At 45.1% G+C, this 17,125-nt stretch carries 15 protein-coding genes, 3 tRNA genes and 3 rRNA genes; 8 read left to right on the top strand and 13 right to left on the bottom strand.

Translation table 11 applies throughout. From position 1 onward, the window contains the following. Positions 1–21 precede the first annotated feature (21 nt). A complete protein-coding gene (locus tag QN079_RS03025; protein WP_005225133.1) occupies positions 22–411 on the top strand; it encodes a GntR family transcriptional regulator in 390 nt (129 codons plus the stop codon). Beyond that, positions 408–1,796, top strand: coding sequence for a hypothetical protein (locus tag QN079_RS03020; RefSeq protein WP_182454427.1), 1,389 nt, complete (start codon positions 408–410; stop codon positions 1,794–1,796). Before QN079_RS03025 ends, QN079_RS03020 begins: the two co-directional genes overlap by 4 nt. A gap of 90 nt (positions 1,797–1,886) precedes the next feature. Here the strand turns inward: QN079_RS03020 and QN079_RS03015 are convergent. Next, positions 1,887–1,960: transfer RNA gene (locus QN079_RS03015), tRNA-Asn, on the bottom strand. Positions 1,961–2,154: 194 nt separating this feature from the next. Between QN079_RS03015 and QN079_RS03010 the strand changes: the two genes are divergently transcribed. Beyond that, a tRNA-Thr gene (locus QN079_RS03010) sits at positions 2,155–2,227 on the top strand. A 95-nt stretch (positions 2,228–2,322) separates the two neighbouring features. Here QN079_RS03010 and QN079_RS03005 read toward each other — a convergent pair. Further along, complete coding sequence (locus tag QN079_RS03005) at positions 2,323–2,562, bottom strand: hypothetical protein (protein ID WP_182454425.1); 240 nt, start codon at positions 2,560–2,562, stop codon at positions 2,323–2,325. 356 nt (positions 2,563–2,918) lie between these two features. After that, the gene (locus QN079_RS03000) at positions 2,919–3,353 is read right to left on the bottom strand and encodes a universal stress protein (protein WP_118214638.1); all 435 of its coding nucleotides are present in this window, start codon (positions 3,351–3,353) and stop codon (positions 2,919–2,921) included. Between the two features lie 392 nt (positions 3,354–3,745). Here QN079_RS03000 and QN079_RS02995 point away from each other — a divergent pair, with 392 nt between their 5' ends. After that, positions 3,746–4,102, top strand: coding sequence for an iron-sulfur cluster biosynthesis family protein (locus QN079_RS02995; protein WP_005225129.1), 357 nt, complete (start codon positions 3,746–3,748; stop codon positions 4,100–4,102). Positions 4,103–4,150: 48 nt separating this feature from the next. Here QN079_RS02995 and QN079_RS02990 read toward each other — a convergent pair whose 3' ends face one another. The 7 genes from QN079_RS02990 to QN079_RS02960 form a co-directional block, all read right to left on the bottom strand. Beyond that, positions 4,151–4,801: an HAD hydrolase-like protein gene (locus tag QN079_RS02990; RefSeq protein WP_118214637.1), complete on the bottom strand. Its 651-nt coding sequence runs from the start codon at positions 4,799–4,801 to the stop codon at positions 4,151–4,153. 168 nt (positions 4,802–4,969) lie between these two features. Next, positions 4,970–5,043: transfer RNA gene (locus QN079_RS02985), tRNA-Asn, on the bottom strand. A gap of 11 nt (positions 5,044–5,054) precedes the next feature. Then, positions 5,055–5,170: ribosomal RNA gene (gene rrf / locus QN079_RS02980) — 5S ribosomal RNA — on the bottom strand. 79 nt (positions 5,171–5,249) lie between these two features. Beyond that, positions 5,250–8,164, bottom strand: a 23S ribosomal RNA gene (locus tag QN079_RS02975). A 229-nt stretch (positions 8,165–8,393) separates the two neighbouring features. Beyond that, positions 8,394–9,953: ribosomal RNA gene (locus tag QN079_RS02970) — 16S ribosomal RNA — on the bottom strand. The 16S, 23S and 5S rRNA genes sit together here with 1 tRNA gene alongside, the layout of an rRNA operon. A 565-nt stretch (positions 9,954–10,518) precedes the next feature. After that, complete coding sequence (locus tag QN079_RS02965) at positions 10,519–10,881, bottom strand: hypothetical protein (RefSeq protein ID WP_005227664.1); 363 nt, start codon at positions 10,879–10,881, stop codon at positions 10,519–10,521. A 67-nt stretch (positions 10,882–10,948) separates the two neighbouring features. Further along, positions 10,949–11,329 (bottom strand): CvfD/Ygs/GSP13 family RNA-binding post-transcriptional regulator, encoded by a 381-nt coding sequence (locus QN079_RS02960; protein WP_005227662.1) that lies wholly within the window; start codon positions 11,327–11,329, stop codon positions 10,949–10,951. Between the two features lie 93 nt (positions 11,330–11,422). Between QN079_RS02960 and QN079_RS02955 the strand changes: the two genes are divergently transcribed. Continuing rightward, positions 11,423–12,604, top strand: a complete 1,182-nt coding sequence (locus QN079_RS02955) for a MalY/PatB family protein (protein WP_074934537.1) — start codon at positions 11,423–11,425, stop codon at positions 12,602–12,604. 87 nt (positions 12,605–12,691) lie between these two features. Here the strand turns inward: QN079_RS02955 and QN079_RS02950 are convergent, their stop codons facing one another. After that, complete coding sequence (locus tag QN079_RS02950) at positions 12,692–13,279, bottom strand: peptidylprolyl isomerase (protein ID WP_005227659.1); 588 nt, start codon at positions 13,277–13,279, stop codon at positions 12,692–12,694. 140 nt (positions 13,280–13,419) lie between these two features. Between QN079_RS02950 and QN079_RS02945 the strand changes: the two genes are divergently transcribed. The 3 genes from QN079_RS02945 to QN079_RS02935 all read left to right on the top strand — a co-directional run bounded on the left by QN079_RS02945 (position 13,420) and on the right by QN079_RS02935 (position 15,662). Beyond that, entirely contained in the window at positions 13,420–14,397 is a 978-nt protein-coding gene (locus tag QN079_RS02945; RefSeq protein ID WP_118215798.1) for an NAD(P)/FAD-dependent oxidoreductase, read from the top strand. 5 nt (positions 14,398–14,402) lie between these two features. Continuing rightward, positions 14,403–15,044, top strand: coding sequence for a bis(5'-nucleosyl)-tetraphosphatase (symmetrical) YqeK (yqeK, locus tag QN079_RS02940; RefSeq protein WP_118215797.1), 642 nt, complete (start codon positions 14,403–14,405; stop codon positions 15,042–15,044). Positions 15,045–15,152: 108 nt separating this feature from the next. Further along, complete coding sequence (locus QN079_RS02935) at positions 15,153–15,662, top strand: phosphatidylglycerophosphatase A family protein (RefSeq protein ID WP_005227653.1); 510 nt, start codon at positions 15,153–15,155, stop codon at positions 15,660–15,662. Positions 15,663–15,719: 57 nt separating this feature from the next. Here QN079_RS02935 and QN079_RS02930 read toward each other — a convergent pair whose 3' ends face one another. Further along, on the bottom strand, positions 15,720–16,358 hold the full coding sequence (locus QN079_RS02930; RefSeq protein WP_074934539.1) for a TIGR01906 family membrane protein: 639 nt from the start codon (positions 16,356–16,358) through the stop codon (positions 15,720–15,722). Next, a complete protein-coding gene (locus QN079_RS02925; protein WP_010748835.1) occupies positions 16,355–17,125 on the bottom strand; it encodes a TIGR01457 family HAD-type hydrolase in 771 nt (256 codons plus the stop codon). Before QN079_RS02925 ends, QN079_RS02930 begins: the two co-directional genes overlap by 4 nt.

Below are 17,125 nucleotides of genomic sequence, written 5' to 3'. Positions count from 1 at the left end.
AATACAAAGGAGCTGTCTTCGATGATATTTGATATTCAAACCCAAAGCAACCAACCGATCTACCAGCAGTTGCGGGAACAGATCATTGTCGGTATCGCAAAGGGCGATTTATCCGCTGGCGAATTGCTACCATCCGTCCGTCAATTAGCCGAAGAGATCGGCATCAATACCATGACGATCTCAAAAGCCTACAATTCCCTCAAAGAAGAAGGCTTGTTGGTCACGGATCGCCGCAAAGGAACCGCCGTTGCCGCGCCACCACCGTTTACTTCTGGACAAGAAGCGGAGTATCGCCAAAACTTGCAGCTGCAGCTAGCAACCGCTCTCTTACACGGCAAAAGCAAGCAAGCGCTTTTAACGGATGTTCAACAACTGCTGGACCAATTTCCTGAAAGGAATGAATGCAAATGACCTATCTTTTTTTCATTATTGCTCTTGTCCTCTGTGGGACGACCGCATTTGGTTTACGCTTGATCAGTAAACCCCACAAAAATGTTTTACTCGAAAATACCCTTGCCCCTGAGCATCTGGATGATCCTAGCGTCCACAGCTTGATCACAGAATTTCGCAAGCGTATCTTACAAATCGTTGGTACATTTAGTGTAGCAAGTCTCCTTTTTTTGTTCAATTTATCTGACTCCATCATCCTTACCCTGTTCTGGCTTTATATGGCCGCTTTGCTGGGGACAGCTTACCTGGTGCAAGTGCATTACATCGGGAAAATGCGGCAATTGATCCTTACCAATGGATGGGAACTACCTATCGATCCGATTCGGATCGATACCAAACTCGTTCAAGCCAAAAATAAACGGATGCTGCCGTGGTATAGCCTCGTTCCTGCGGGGATTTTGTTGATGATCAGTTTGTACCAAGCATGGCAGTTGCCTGATCTTTCTACAGGATACTTGATGGGCGGCGTCTCCTTAGCAACTTTTGCGCTGTTCGTCTATCTCTGGGTGATCATCAGCCGCTTACCCGTTCGCGGGACCAGCGGTGATTCAGCTATCGACCAGCACATCAATGATTTAACAAAGCGCTATTGGTCCTTATTGATCGCTGTCACTTGTACCATTACGCTGCTCTTGTTGACTGTCCCGCTGGCATCCATGTCCGCTACTGGAGCATTCAGTACTATCCTCTTAGTGCTCTTTGTTGTTTTGGTTGTTTTCTTGATCGTCTTTACCTTCTTCTTGTTGCTAGATCTGCGTAAAAAACAAGATCAGCTCTTAGAACCAGCAGGACAACCGCGCTATTATGGTGAAGATGCTTACTGGCGATATGGTTTTTACATCAATCCTAATGATGCGCGACTGTTCGTTCCTGACCGTGTCGGGATGAATATCGGCATCAATCTAGGCAAACGTAGCGGACAAATCGTCTCAGGTATCACCGCTGTCTTCTTACTTGTATTAATGGTCGGTACCATCATTCCGATGTATCGCTTAGATTTCGCTCCTGATGCGATCACCGGTGAAGTGCAAGGACAAGAAGTCACCTTCGATGCACCAATGACTGGGAAAACAACGGTCTCTTTGGCAGATATAGAGACGGTGGAATTGATCGAAGCTTTGCCATCGCCTCGTGTTCGTACCATGGGTGTAGGAACCGCCAGTTACCAAATCGGTAAATTTACCGTTGCTGGTGATCCTGCCAGAATGTTCGTGGACATAAACTCGACACCTATTTTAAAAGTCACCACCAAAGATGGCCCAACCGTTTTTTACACAAATAAAAAAGCCGCCGAAACGACGGATTTATACGAGGAACTAGTACAGAAGGTTTCCTCAGCGGAGTGAGTTTTCTGGAGAAAAAACTGGGGAACCCATTATCCCCAGACTATTCACAACCAAAAAAACGACCTTCCGAAACGAAGGTCGTTTTTGATACTCCGGCAGTAGGACTCGAACCTACGACATCATGATTAACAGTCATGCGCTACTACCAACTGAGCTATGCCGGAAGAATCTATCTGTACTATACCAAATAGTCAGATAATTTAGCAAGAGCAAAAATCAATTTTTTGTTCCTTTTTTTCAAGAAAATCCCCTTTTTGAAATTTCCCTTCCCGCAAAGTGTTTTTCTCAAGAAATATCCGAAAATCTCATTGACAAAGCAGCGCCTTTACGGTATTCTATATCTTGTGTTAAATAACACGCCGCTTTAGCTCAGTTGGTAGAGCGCATCCATGGTAAGGATGAGGTCGACGGTTCAAGCCCGTCAAGTGGCTTTGGTAGGACAACGTTTGTCGGACGTTGTCTTTTTTTTGTGCATCTAATTCCCAAAATATAGCGATAATTTCTGAACTTAATCATTCGTACGCCCTTAATTCCCTGCGATATACAAGAGAAATAAGATCGTAAAACCCAATAGTAGGACCGATACAACTGCTTTCATCATTTTCGCTGCATCTTTAAATTTAAACAAGAGCGTATATAGATTAATAAAGTAAATGATCGCCAGGGCTGCTTCTTGCGAATATTCTTTCACTTGGATCAAGCCTAGCCATATAATCAGCAAAAGAATCGAAAAAACAACCAAATAGTTTTCTGCAACACGCTTCATTTCATTCTCCTTTTCAATGATAGACATTTGCAACCAGCTGAATCGTGGAACTCAGTAAATTATCAGCCCCTCTCTCAAATACTTTTCCTACAGCCTTTGCTTATTAAAAGTGTAACAAACTATCTCTTCTAATAGTCAATTTTTATAAATTTAAATAAATTTTTTCTTGCAAAACGAACAAAACGGGTTTTCCAATCGGTGCTAACAGCTCAATTTTAGACACATCTTTTTTACCACAAAAAACCCACTCTCCTAAAGCTAAGAGAGCGGTTTTTTCAACTACACTAAATTTTTTAAAAGGATACGCCTTATGCTGAATTAAAAAATAACATACTGTTTCCGTTTATTTTAAATTTTTACTTCACGACCAACACCGTACATTTCGAATGATTGACGACATAATCGGTGGTTGAGCCTACGACAGCTCGGGTCAATGTGCCTTTACCAGTTGCACCGATAATGATCAAATCAATCGGGTACAATTCTGTTGCTGCATGAATGATAAAGCGTTTTGGATCGCCGACTTCAACGATTACCTCAACATCTTCTACCCCATGCTGATTGGCATCATAGATTTTTTTCAACATGTCCGTTTCCACACGCAATTTTTCTTGGTCAAAAATTTTTGCAAAAGCATAGGCACTTGTGGATAACTCAGCATTGTTGATAACAGAGAGGACATAAAATTTGGCTTTGTTCATACGACAAATCGCGAGTGCTTCTTGGAACGCTTTTTCTGACTGATCCGACCCATCCAAGGCAACAAGTACATTTTGACAATTACGTAACATCCAAATCGCCTCCTTTTCTTTATTTTACCACAAAAAATGGAAGCGTTACAAAAAAGGACAAGGTCTACTCTTAAGAGACCTAAAACTTCCTTTAAGATTTGTGAAGTTCCTTACTTGTCTCCGTGATTATACAGTAAAATAAAGAGAAGAATGATTCGAGGTGAAAGAAATGCGCTCTTTTTTCCAGGCTGCGGTCACTGTGCTCTTGTACTTAGGGCTTTTCTTGCTGATAATCGGTATTATCGCCTTTTTCTTGCTAAAACTTTAAGCTTGGTTTGTTGAAAAGCAAGTTGCTGTCACATCCCTAAGAGGAGTGATACACTTGGTTTATCAACAATTATCGAAACGAAACAGTTTGCTGCTCACTCGTTTCAAAAAGGAGATCATGCAAAATGGACTTACATATTACCCCTACTGCCGCTGCTCGCTTTCCAAAAGGACACGACTTATATATTCTGACGAGTAATGACGGATCGAACCAATTTTCTTCAGCAGCTGGATGCTGTATGATCGGTGAACGTTTTTTGATCACACCGATCGACGAACCGTTAGACCCATACAATGAGTTAGTCTCAAGCAATCAGTTTACTTTCTTTACATCAACCTATGATCAAATGTTCTTGACTGGTCATCTGATTCTAGATGTTCACCCAACTTCAGGAACTTTGATTTTGAAAAACGAAAGCGGCTATTTGGATACCAATCTTTTATTGGAATCCTCTCCACAGTTGAAACAAACGAATGCGTAACTAAAGAGCTGACAAACGCCTTGTAAGGTGCTTGTCAGCTCTTTTTCTCTATAATGAATCTGGAATCAACGCTAAGAGTTCTTGTGTCTCAGCGGCTAAAGCGATCGCACCAGCATCAAGCAATTCTTCTTTTGAACCAAAACCATATAAAACGCCGATTGCCGGTAACTGGTTTTCTTTTGCCCCTAAAATATCATGCTCGCGGTCGCCGATCATGATGGTTTGCAGCACTTTTTGCTCCTTTTCGATCTCAGTTAGCGCGTAGCGGATAACGGCCGCTTTTTCCCCACGTTTATTCTCAAGATCCGCCCCATAGATTCCTTTGAAATAGCCATCATACTTGAGATGGGTCAGGATCTCTTTTGCAAAAACTTCTGGTTTCGACGTAGCGATATACAAATCGTGATCCTGCACCAGCTCCTGCAATGTTTCTTCGATCAACGGATATGGTTGGACTTGAAACATGCCCGCTTGACGATAATTTTCCCGGTAGAAGGCAACTGCTTGCTGGGCAGCAGCTTCATCGAAGCCCAAGCCACGGAAGGATTCAATCAAAGGCGGCCCCACAAAGCTCCGCAGTACGTCTTGCGCTAATTGCTCTTTTCCCATTTTTTCCATCGCATATTGAATCGATCCATAGATTCCTTCACTCGAATCAATGATCGTTCCATCTAAATCAAAAAGTACTTTCTTTCTCACGCCATCGTCTCCTTTTCTAATAGTATAGAAAAAAACAGCAGGACAAGCAACACTTCTTCCTTTTCGTTCTGATCTCATCTAAATAAAAAAGACGCTGCCCCATCAAAGGCAACGTCTTTGTTTTTGTCATTTTATGTAAAAAAAAAGATAGCAGATGCTATCAAGCAACTCCGGCAGTAGGACTCGAACCTACGACATCATGATTAACAGTCATGCGCTACTACCAACTGAGCTATGCCGGAAAAATTGAAATGCGTGGCGACGTCCTACTCTCACAAAGGGAAACCCTTCACTACAATCGGCGCTAAGAAGCTTAACTTCTGTGTTCGGCATGGTTACAGGTGTATCCTTCTTGCTATCGCCACCACACTATTCAATTGAGTAAGTGTTGCTCACTCAAAACTGGATCGAAGAATCAAAACTCTACGAGTTTACATGTTTTTTCTTTTTGGTTAAGTCCTCGATCGATTAGTATCAGTCCGCTCCAACCATCACTGGCCTTCCACTTCTGACCTATCTACCTGATCATCTCTCAGGGATCTTACTTTCTTAAAGAAATGGGAAATCTCATCTTGAGGTGGGCTTCACACTTAGATGCTTTCAGCGTTTATCCCTTCCCTACATAGCTACCCAGCGATGCCTCTGGCGAGACAACTGGTACACCAGCGGTAAGTCCATCCCGGTCCTCTCGTACTAAGGACAGCTCCTCTCAAATTTCCAACGCCCGCGACGGATAGGGACCGAACTGTCTCACGACGTTCTGAACCCAGCTCGCGTGCCGCTTTAATGGGCGAACAGCCCAACCCTTGGGACCGACTACAGCCCCAGGATGCGACGAGCCGACATCGAGGTGCCAAACCTCCCCGTCGATGTGGACTCTTGGGGGAGATAAGCCTGTTATCCCCAGGGTAGCTTTTATCCGTTGAGCGATGGCCCTTCCATGCGGAACCACCGGATCACTAAGCCCGACTTTCGTCCCTGCTCGAGTTGTAGCTCTCGCAGTCAAGCTCCCTTCTGCCTTTACACTCTTCGAATGATTTCCAACCATTCTGAGGGAACCTTTGGGCGCCTCCGTTACCTTTTAGGAGGCGACCGCCCCAGTCAAACTGCCCATCTGACACTGTCTCCCAGCCCGATAAGGGCTGCGGGTTAGAGTGGCCATAACGCAAGGGTAGTATCCCACCATTGCCTCCATCGAAACTGGCGTCCCGATCTCTACGGCTCCTACCTATCCTGTACATGCGGTACAGACACTCAATATCAAACTACAGTAAAGCTCCATGGGGTCTTTCCGTCCTGTCGCGGGTAACCTGCATCTTCACAGGTACTAAAATTTCACCGAGTCTCTCGTTGAGACAGTGCCCAAATCGTTACGCCTTTCGTGCGGGTCGGAACTTACCCGACAAGGAATTTCGCTACCTTAGGACCGTTATAGTTACGGCCGCCGTTTACTGGGGCTTCAATTCGTACCTTCGCTTACGCTAAGCACTCCTCTTAACCTTCCAGCACCGGGCAGGCGTCAGCCCCTATACGTCATCTTTCGATTTTGCAGAGACCTGTGTTTTTGATAAACAGTCGCTTGGGCCTATTCACTGCGGCTGCTCGTTAGAGCAGCACCCCTTCTCCCGAAGTTACGGGGTCATTTTGCCGAGTTCCTTAACGAGAGTTCTCTCGCTCACCTTAGGATTCTCTCCTCGACTACCTGTGTCGGTTTGCGGTACGGGCCGTTGTTTTCTCACTAGAAGCTTTTCTTGGCAGTGTGACATCAGAAGCTTCGGTACTATTATTTCCCTCCTCATCACAGCTTGTCCGTATAGGTAGAAGCATTTGACTCCTACCAAGACTTACTGCTTGAACAGACATATCCATCAGTCTGCACTTCTTAGCCTCCTGCGTCCCTCCATTGCTCAAACAAAAACAACGGGTACAGGAATATCAACCTGTTGTCCATCGCCTACGCCTGTCGGCCTCGGCTTAGGTCCCGACTAACCCTGGGCGGACGAGCCTTCCCCAGGAAACCTTAGTCATTCGGTGGACAGGATTCTCACCTGTCTTTCGCTACTCATACCGGCATTCTCACTTCTAAGCGCTCCAGCAGTCCTCACGATCTGCCTTCAACGCCCTTAGAACGCTCTCCTACCAATGCACCTCATGGTGCACTCCACAGCTTCGGTAAACTATTTAGCCCCGGTACATTTTCGGCGCAGGGTCACTCGACTAGTGAGCTATTACGCACTCTTTAAATGGTGGCTGCTTCTAAGCCAACATCCTAGTTGTCTGTGCAACCCCACATCCTTTTCCACTTAATAGTTATTTGGGGACCTTAGCTGGTGGTCTGGGCTGTTTCCCTTTCGACTATGGATCTTATCACTCACAGTCTGACTCCCGGATATGAATGAATGGCATTCGGAGTTTATCTGAATTCGGTAACCCGAGATGGGCCCCTAGTCCAAACAGTGCTCTACCTCCATCATTCTCAATTCCGAGGCTAGCCCTAAAGCTATTTCGGAGAGAACCAGCTATCTCCAAGTTCGTTTGGAATTTCTCCGCTACCCACACCTCATCCCCGCACTTTTCAACGTACGTGGGTTCGGTCCTCCAGTGCGTTTTACCGCACCTTCAACCTGGACATGGGTAGATCACATGGTTTCGGGTCTACGACAACATACTCATTCGCCCTATTCAGACTCGCTTTCGCTACGGCTCCGTCTCTTCAACTTAACCTCGCATGCTATCGTAACTCGCCGGTTCATTCTACAAAAGGCACGCTATCACCCATTAACGGGCTCTAACTTGTTGTAGGCACACGGTTTCAGGATCTATTTCACTCCCCTTCCGGGGTGCTTTTCACCTTTCCCTCACGGTACTGGTTCACTATCGGTCACTAGGGAGTATTTAGCCTTGGGAGATGGTCCTCCCGGATTCCGACGGAATTCCTCGTGTTCCGCCGTACTCAGGATCCTCCTAGGTGTTATCCAAATTTCGCCTACGGGGTTTTTACCCTCTTTGACATACTTTTCCAAGTATTTCGACTATCTGAATAGACTACCATATCGGAGTCCTACAACCCCAACAAGCAAGCTTGTTGGTTTGGGCTTTTCCCGTTTCGCTCGCCGCTACTCAGGGAATCGAATTTTCTTTCTCTTCCTGCAGGTACTTAGATGTTTCAGTTCTCTGCGTCTACCTCGACTGCGCTATGTATTCACGCAGACGTAACATCCTATAAAAGATGCTGGGTTCCCCCATTCGGAAATCTCTGGATCATAGCTTACTTACAGCTCCCCAAAGCATATCGGTGTTAGTCCCGTCCTTCATCGGCTCCTAGTGCCAAGGCATCCACCGTGCGCCCTTATTCACTTAACCTTTGACCTTACGGTCGGTTTTGAGTACTTCTTCTAGCGATAGAAGGTTGCTCAAGAAAATAAGCGTTGAACTTATTAAAAAACTCTTTTAACATTTCAACTCGGTGTGTGTTACTTGTTTTGATTATTTCTTCGATATCCAGTTTTCAATGAACAAATTTTGTTTGAGAGTAAACCTCTCAAAACTGAACAAAGGCAAACGATGTGTAGTCTTCCGAAATATTCCTTAGAAAGGAGGTGATCCAGCCGCACCTTCCGATACGGCTACCTTGTTACGACTTCACCCCAATCATCTATCCCACCTTAGGCGGCTGGCTCCAAAAAGGTTACCTCACCGACTTCGGGTGTTACAAACTCTCGTGGTGTGACGGGCGGTGTGTACAAGGCCCGGGAACGTATTCACCGCGGCGTGCTGATCCGCGATTACTAGCGATTCCGGCTTCATGTAGGCGAGTTGCAGCCTACAATCCGAACTGAGAGAAGCTTTAAGAGATTAGCTTAGCCTCGCGACTTCGCAACTCGTTGTACTTCCCATTGTAGCACGTGTGTAGCCCAGGTCATAAGGGGCATGATGATTTGACGTCATCCCCACCTTCCTCCGGTTTGTCACCGGCAGTCTCGCTAGAGTGCCCAACTAAATGATGGCAACTAACAATAAGGGTTGCGCTCGTTGCGGGACTTAACCCAACATCTCACGACACGAGCTGACGACAACCATGCACCACCTGTCACTTTGCCCCCGAAGGGGAAGCTCTATCTCTAGAGTGGTCAAAGGATGTCAAGACCTGGTAAGGTTCTTCGCGTTGCTTCGAATTAAACCACATGCTCCACCGCTTGTGCGGGCCCCCGTCAATTCCTTTGAGTTTCAACCTTGCGGTCGTACTCCCCAGGCGGAGTGCTTAATGCGTTTGCTGCAGCACTGAAGGGCGGAAACCCTCCAACACTTAGCACTCATCGTTTACGGCGTGGACTACCAGGGTATCTAATCCTGTTCGCTCCCCACGCTTTCGAGCCTCAGCGTCAGTTACAGACCAGAGAGCCGCCTTCGCCACTGGTGTTCCTCCATATATCTACGCATTTCACCGCTACACATGGAATTCCACTCTCCTCTTCTGCACTCAAGTCTCCCAGTTTCCAATGACCCTCCCCGGTTGAGCCGGGGGCTTTCACATCAGACTTAAGAAACCGCCTGCGCTCGCTTTACGCCCAATAAATCCGGACAACGCTTGCCACCTACGTATTACCGCGGCTGCTGGCACGTAGTTAGCCGTGGCTTTCTGGTTAGATACCGTCAAGGGATGAACATTTTACTCTCATCCTTGTTCTTCTCTAACAACAGAGTTTTACGATCCGAAAACCTTCTTCACTCACGCGGCGTTGCTCGGTCAGACTTTCGTCCATTGCCGAAGATTCCCTACTGCTGCCTCCCGTAGGAGTCTGGGCCGTGTCTCAGTCCCAGTGTGGCCGATCACCCTCTCAGGTCGGCTATGCATCGTTGCCTTGGTGAGCCGTTACCTCACCAACTAGCTAATGCACCGCGGGTCCATCCATCAGTGACGCAAAAGCGCCTTTCAACTTTCTTCCATGCGGAAAATAGTGTTATACGGTATTAGCACCTGTTTCCAAGTGTTATCCCCTTCTGATGGGCAGGTTACCCACGTGTTACTCACCCGTTCGCCACTCTTTTTCTTTCGGTGGAGCAAGCTCCGGTGAAAGAAAAAGCGTTCGACTTGCATGTATTAGGCACGCCGCCAGCGTTCGTCCTGAGCCAGGATCAAACTCTCATAATGATTTGTTTGAATGACCATACGGTCATTAAGCTCATAAAAATTAACTTTGCTAGCTATTGCTTGCATGTATTTGTTTCAATAAATTGAAACGTCCTACACATTGGTTCGTTTGCTTGCTTTGTTCAGTTTTCAAAGGTCTACCGTGCTGTGTTAGCAACTTTTATATCATATCAGAGCGACATCTGATTGTCAACTCTTTTTTAAAAAGTTTTTTTCGCTCGTTGTTTTTCAACTTCGTAGCGGCTGTCTCAGCGACTTAACTAGAATAACAAATGATTTGTTATTTGTCAACAACTTTTTTAATTAATTTTGTTGATGTATCAACATCGATTAACTGTTTTATTATTGCGACTTCGTTATAATATCATCTGTTGCATTTTTGGTCAAGTCTTTTTTTGAAGTTTTTTCAACTGTTGTTTTGACCCGCTGGCTCAATTGCCAACGTTGACTAATTTACCATTCTTCTTGACTCAGGTCAAGGAAATATTTCATTTTATTTACAAAAAGTTTTCAATAAAAAAAGACCGTCGTAACGGTCTTCAGTCTTTTCGCTAATATTCAGGTGCTAAAAGAACGGAACGCCTTCAATCTCGTAGTCTTCGATGATCTTACGAAAGATATTGGGCTCTTCCCACGCATACCCTTCTGGCAGCTGTTGCGTTTGTCCTGCTTCTTGTGTTTCAAAAACAAATAAAGGAATGTTTTGCGTATCAATATTGCCATTTGTGAGCTCAACGAGTTCGATCGCTGTCACATCAAGGTGGATACGGTCTTTAAACAATTGTAAGATCGTAGCCAAGCCGGTTTTATCTTCAGAAAAATCCGTTGACGCTAATTCCGCAGTGCCTTCGTGTATTTGCATCAAAAATCGTTTCGAACCATTTGCTAAGTGCATCATAACTGTACCCGCTACTTTTTTGGATCCCAAAATACCCACCTCAGTTATTCATCTGTTTGTAAACTAATTTTAGCACATTTTCAGAAAATATGCACGATTATCTGCTGCTGTTTTCTTTTTCTAACATTTCTTTGGCCTCTTTCACCCACACTGGTAAAGCTTCTCCAATCGTACGAAAACCGATCCGCTTATTCTTATTTGTAAAGTAGCGTTTACGCTTAAAGGGTGGCTGAACAAAACTCGTTTCCAATGTACGGCGGGACAAACTGATCTTTTGGCTGTATTCGTCAATATCAATGATTTGTACACGGATCTTTTGCCCGATCTGTAAGACTTCATGGATATTTTTGGTAAACCCAGATTGGATCTCTGAAACATGGATCAATCCCTGTGTTTCCTTATCTAACGAAACAAATGCACCATAGGGTTGAATCCCAGTGACTGTTCCTTCTATAATGTTCCCGATTTGATAATTCATAGTCTTTCCTCTCTTTTCCACTTTCATTATACTTGAACTAGTGGTAGATTTGAAGCATCAGAAACAACGTTGCACAATATAGGAGGGAAACGCATGATCAATTTTGACAAAGTTCATCCGCGCTTAAATACCAATAGCGTCAAATGGGATACCATTGCAAAAACCTATAAGGAAGAAAACTTGTTGCCGCTTTGGGTAGCCGACATGGATTTTCTGGCACCAGAACCTGTGAAAAAAGCTTTAGAAAAAGCAGTTGCCCAAGGGATCTATGGGTACTCCACCATCCCTGATTCGCTGCTTGAATCCATCATCGATTGGCAGCAAAGACGTCATGGTTATACCATCAATAAAGAAGCGATCCTTTTTAATAGCGGTGTCGTCCCTAGTATTGCACTGGCGATCCAAAGTTATACGCAAGAAGGAGATGCCGTATTGATCCACGATCCGGTCTACCATCCCTTTGCCCATGTTGTCAAAAACAATCAGCGGACCTTAATTCAAGAACCGTTACTAGAAAAAGATGGCCACTTTGTCATCGATTTTGAGGCGATGGAACAAACCATCATCGAAAAGAAGGTAAAATTGTTTCTTCTATGTAATCCTCATAATCCTGGCGGTCGCGTGTGGTCAAAAGAAGAACTGCTGACGATCGGCCGTATTTGTCAAAAGCACCAGGTGATCGTTGTCAGTGATGAGATCCATCAAGACATCGTTTTTGCACCAAATCAATTTGTCTCTTTCCAAACAGTCGAGCCAAGCTTTGCCGATTTTTCGATCATCTTGACCTCAGCAACCAAGACCTTTAATTTAGCTGGGATCAAAAATTCGATGGTCTTCATCAAAGACAAAACCTTGCGCAGCCAATTTGCAAAAACACAAGAACGCAACGTTCAAGGGGAAATCAATACGTTTGGTTTGGTCGCTACTGAAGCAGCGTATCGTGAATCTGAAGCATGGTTAGAAGAACTTTTGTCCTATTTAGAAGCAAATCGCACCTTTGTCTGCGACTTTTTGACTGAACAACTCCCAGCAGTGACCTTTCAAAAACCCGAAGGTACTTACTTGATCTGGCTGGATTTTTCTGCCTATGGCCTAACGGACAATCAGCTGCAGCGCAAACTGATCAAAGAAGCCAATGTCGTATTGAATCAAGGAAGTATCTTTGGTCCTCGCGGCAGTCACCATATGCGGCTGAACTTTGCCTGTCCTAAAGAGCTATTAGAAAAAGCACTCAATCAAATCGCCGCCGCGTTTAAAGACCAACCGATCGGTTAACTCTTTCTTATGAAAAAAACCCTAAAGCTGCCATTTCAACGATCTCCTTGAGGATGACCGTTGAAACTGCTTTTGGGTTCTTTTGTTTTATTCGCTGATTTCGATCGTTTCGATCACTACATCATGCACTGGACGATCTTGTGGTCCCCGTTGCACGCCAGCGATTTCATCAACGACTGACATTCCTTCGATCACATGACCAAAGACTGTGTGACGGAAATCTAACCAAGGAGTACCACCTGCTTGATACGCTTCGATGATTTCAGCTGGATAACCAGCACCTTCTAATTGACCTAACATGTTGCTAGGAACATTTTGGTTGTTTACGATGAAAAACTGGCTGCCGTTAGTATTCGGACCAGCGTTTGCCATGGATAAAGCGCCACGAAGATTGAACAATTCTTTTGAAAATTCATCTTCAAAGCTGCCGCCATAAATGCTTTCGCCGCCCATCCCTGTACCAGTTGGATCGCCGCCTTGAATCATAAAATCAGGAATGACACGGTGGAAGATGATCCCATCGTAATACCCTTTTTTCGCTAATTCAACGAAGTTTTTCACTGTTTTTGGTGCCAATTCTGGGAACAATTGTACAACTACATCCCCACGATTGGTTTTGATGACTGCTTTATGGCCAGTTTGTTTTTCTAATGCTAACTGTGGAAATTCAGACACATTAACTCCTCCTTCTCTCTCATAAATCCATGATAGCAGAAAATTGAAAAAATGCTAGTTTGGATAATTTTTGCTATAATGAAGCTATTCGTACACTACGAACACGCTTCACCCCAACGTGGTTAGAAAAGAGGAATAACATGGATATTTTTGATATAACGATTATCGGCGCGGGACCTAGCGGGATGTTTTCTGCTTTCTATGCCGGTATGCGTAACGCCAAAACCAAGATCATCGACAGCTTGCCGCAATTAGGCGGTCAGCTTGCTACTTTATACCCAGAAAAATACATCTACGATATCCCAGGTTATCCGAAAATCAAAGCGGGCGATCTTGTCCAAAACCTGGAAAAACAGTTGACGACCTTCAATCACCAATATTGTTTAGAAGAAACCGTCTTGTCGGTCGAAAAACAAGAAGACTATATCGAAGTCACCACCGACAAAGGAATCCATTACTCGAAAGCCGTGATTTTGGCTTTAGGAAACGGCTCCTTTCAGCCGCGCAAACTGACTTTGCCAGAAAGCGAGCGGTTTGAAGGATACGGCTTAGACTATTTTGTCACCGATTTGATGAAGTATGCTGGACGCAAAGTAGCGATCGCCGGTGGCGGCGATTCTGCCATCGATTGGGCATTGATGCTGGAGCCGATCGCTAGTGAAGTCTACTTGATCCATCGCCGTCCTGAATTTCGTGCCCATGAACATAGCGTCAGCAAATTGCAAGCTTCTGCCGTCAACATTTTGATTCCTTATGTGATCCAAGAAATCCAAGGAGAGCAACGTTTGACTGGTGTCTCGTTGCAGCAAGTCAAAGGTGATGAAACAGTCAGCCTTTCATTGGATGCTTTGATCGTCAATTACGGTTTTTCTTCCACATTGAACATCAAGGATTGGGGCATGAAAAGCAGCCGCCAAGGAGTCTTCGTCTCTTCAGATATGAGCACGTCTATTCCTGGGATCTATGGCTGTGGGGATGTCGTTTTATACGATGGAAAAGTCGACCTGATCGCTACTGGTTTCGGGGAAGCCCCAACCGCGGTGAACAATGCGCTCCACTACATTGATCCCAAAACGCGGACACAACCTGCTCATAGTACAAGTCTTTTTAAGGAGTAGCTGAGATGAAACAAGCTGGTCAACGTCAACTTGCCGCCTATACCCTCCCTTTGCAGGGCAAGACCCTCACTGAGCAAATGGTTCAGTATCTGGAAGCCTTCGATCATGCCGAAACGGCAGTCCACAATCTAGCCGTTGCCCAAGAAGCCAAACGATTGGCAGAACGGTTTCAGGTCAATGCGGAGAAAGCTTACTTGGCAGGACTGCTGCACGATGTCAGCGTCGTCATCCCTCATGACCAGCGAATCACCTTGCAGATAGCGGTAGGCGAACCGATCTTAGACGCGGAGCGGCAAGCACCTTTTTTGCTGCATCAGCAGCAATCCGCTTTGTTGGCAAAAACGGTTTTTCAGGTGTCTGATCCAGACATTCTGTCCGCCATCAGCTGTCATACCACCTTAAAGGCCCATTATCGTCGTCTCGATCTAGTTGTTTTTTTAGCCGACAAAATCAAATGGGATCGCAAAGATCAAGCGCCTTTCTTAACCGGCTTATTAGACCACCTCGATGATTCCTTGGAAGCCGCCGCTGGGTATTATATGGACTGGCTTTTTGCTGGTGACTTGGTGGTCCCCCATCCTTGGGCAGTGGCAGCCAAAGCAGAACTAGCCAACACCTGTGCTTCAGTGGATGTCAGAAGGGATTAAAACCCAAACGGCATGGCCTGCAACTGGAATAGGGCACTACTTATGATCGCAATCCATCAGTCGCATGTTGACTTTTGAATAAACTATTTTTACATGGAGGGGAACTATATGGTATTAGAAAGCAAAACACTTGAAGACAAAGCAAGAGAATTGTTGGCCGACCGCGGTGTCTCGCTGCAAGACATCGGTGAACTGGTGATGTTCTTGCAAAAAGATTACATTGAAGGCATCACCTTGGAGATGTGTATCGAAAGCGTCAACGCTGTCTTAAGCAAGCGGGAAGTCCACAATACGATTTTAACGGGTGTCCAGTTAGATATTTTGGCAGAAGAAAATCAACTGCTGCATCCACTGCAAGAAATCGTTAAAGAAGACGAAGGGCTTTATGGGATCGATGAGATCCTCGCTCTATCCATCGTCAACGTGTACGGCTCGATCGGCTTTACTAACTACGGATACATTGATAAAGTCAAACCGGGTATTTTGAAAGAACTGAACAAGCATGACGGTCCCCGCGTTCACACCTTTTTAGATGATATCGTAGGTGCCATCGCAGCTTCTGCCGCAAGTCGCTTAGCCCATCAACACCCAAGTAAATCTCATTACATTACACAATAAAAAAAAGACCGACGATTCGCCTCCCTCAAAAGAAGGGGATCGTTGGTCTTTTTTTCATTACGCTGTTTTTTTCAAGCCTCGTTTGCCCCACCAATAGAAGGCAAAAAAGAAGACTTCAATCAAGACGAAAAAGAGAATAAAGCAATGCATGAAAAACGTTTCTGGCAGCACGTTGATGATCGGATCGGTGGCTGGATTAAACAGCCAATCGTCGTTACTGAAGAAAATCTCATGGAACGTAACGAAAAAGCGGTCAAAGCCGACAGCCATCAAAAACCCGAAAATCAGCGGCAAAATCATCCCCCATTGAAAGGGACGAATCAAGCGCCATTGCTGTTGTTTTTGCCGTAACCGATTGACGAACCAGATACTGGGCAGCAAAGTGACGATCATGACGGCATAATTTAATAGAAACAACTGCTTCACATCGTAAAAATGCCCAGCGCCAGCTTCAGACATTGGAAAATCTGGCAAGGCGAGCGTACTTGCAAAGGGATTGTTTAGAAAATCTAACAATAAGCCATAGTTCTTCAACAACTCTTCTCTTGTTAGCGAGGTATAATCCAGCAGATTCAAGTGATCGACATCAAACCAATATAACGGTCGAAAATTGATCGTTAGGGTGATCGCTAGACTGACCAAAAACAAAAACAAGCAGACAAATCCTAAGCGTTCAAGCCACACTTGTTTTTTCATTGTTCAAAATCCCACTCATCTAAAGAATCCACCACATAGGTTGGTGCTACTGGTAATGTCGGAACTGCCGCTTTCGGGGTAAAGCCAGATAATACGAGCAAAGAATCGATCCCGTTTTGGATCCCCGAGCGAATATCGGTTTCGTAATTGTCTCCCACCATCAAGACCTCTTCTTTTGATAAGCCGATGTGTGCCACCGCTTTTTCCATAATGATGGCTTCTGGTTTGCCAATAAAGATCGGTTGCGTTTGGGTGGCAGTCTCCACCATTGCGATCAGTGAACCTGCACCAGGTAATAAACCTCTTTCCGTCGGGATATTTTTGTCTGGATTGGTCCCGATAAAGGTTGCCCCTTTTTGGATCGCTAACGTTGCTAAAACAAATTTTTCATACGTCACGTGGTTGTCTAAGCCAACCACGACATAATCTGGGTTGGTTTCCTCCCACTCAAACCCAGCAGCTAAGATCAAATCGATCAACCCCGCTTCGCCGATCACAAATACTTTGCGGCCTTTGCCATGATCTTTCATAAAATCGATCGTCGCCAAGCTTGCGGTATAGATCGTTTCTGGTGCCACATGGATCGAAAATTCATCCGCTAATCGCTGCGCCACGACTTCGGGACTGCGGGTCGTATTATTGGTCACAAATAAATAGGGCAGTCCTTTTTCTTGTAAGGATTCTACGAAGCGTTTCCCAGCAGGGATCGGCGCTTTTCCTAAATAAATCGTGCCGTCTAAATCAATCAAATAGCCTTTATATTTCAT

It is taken from the genome of Enterococcus sp. FZMF (genome assembly GCF_030263915.1).
GTDB lineage: Bacteria > Bacillota > Bacilli > Lactobacillales > Enterococcaceae > Enterococcus_D > Enterococcus_D casseliflavus.
This window is presented reverse-complemented; position numbering and strand designations above follow the sequence as displayed.

Coding starts and splice junctions, on each gene's coding strand:
- QN079_RS03000 (WP_118214638.1), bottom strand. CDS start 3,353: ATGTTACGTAATTGTCAAAATGTACTTGTTGCCTTGGATGGGTCGGAT.
- QN079_RS02960 (WP_005227662.1), bottom strand. CDS start 11,329: ATGAATTATCAAATCGGGAACATTATAGAAGGAACAGTCACTGGGATT.
- QN079_RS02945 (WP_118215798.1), top strand. CDS start 13,420: ATGGATATTTTTGATATAACGATTATCGGCGCGGGACCTAGCGGGATG.
- QN079_RS03005 (WP_182454425.1), bottom strand. CDS start 2,562: ATGAAGCGTGTTGCAGAAAACTATTTGGTTGTTTTTTCGATTCTTTTG.
- QN079_RS03020 (WP_182454427.1), top strand. CDS start 408: ATGACCTATCTTTTTTTCATTATTGCTCTTGTCCTCTGTGGGACGACC.
- QN079_RS02995 (WP_005225129.1), top strand. CDS start 3,746: ATGGACTTACATATTACCCCTACTGCCGCTGCTCGCTTTCCAAAAGGA.
- QN079_RS02935 (WP_005227653.1), top strand. CDS start 15,153: ATGGTATTAGAAAGCAAAACACTTGAAGACAAAGCAAGAGAATTGTTG.
- QN079_RS02955 (WP_074934537.1), top strand. CDS start 11,423: ATGATCAATTTTGACAAAGTTCATCCGCGCTTAAATACCAATAGCGTC.
- yqeK (WP_118215797.1), top strand. CDS start 14,403: ATGAAACAAGCTGGTCAACGTCAACTTGCCGCCTATACCCTCCCTTTG.
- QN079_RS02925 (WP_010748835.1), bottom strand. CDS start 17,125: ATGAAATATAAAGGCTATTTGATTGATTTAGACGGCACGATTTATTTA.
- QN079_RS03025 (WP_005225133.1), top strand. CDS start 22: ATGATATTTGATATTCAAACCCAAAGCAACCAACCGATCTACCAGCAG.
- QN079_RS02930 (WP_074934539.1), bottom strand. CDS start 16,358: ATGAAAAAACAAGTGTGGCTTGAACGCTTAGGATTTGTCTGCTTGTTT.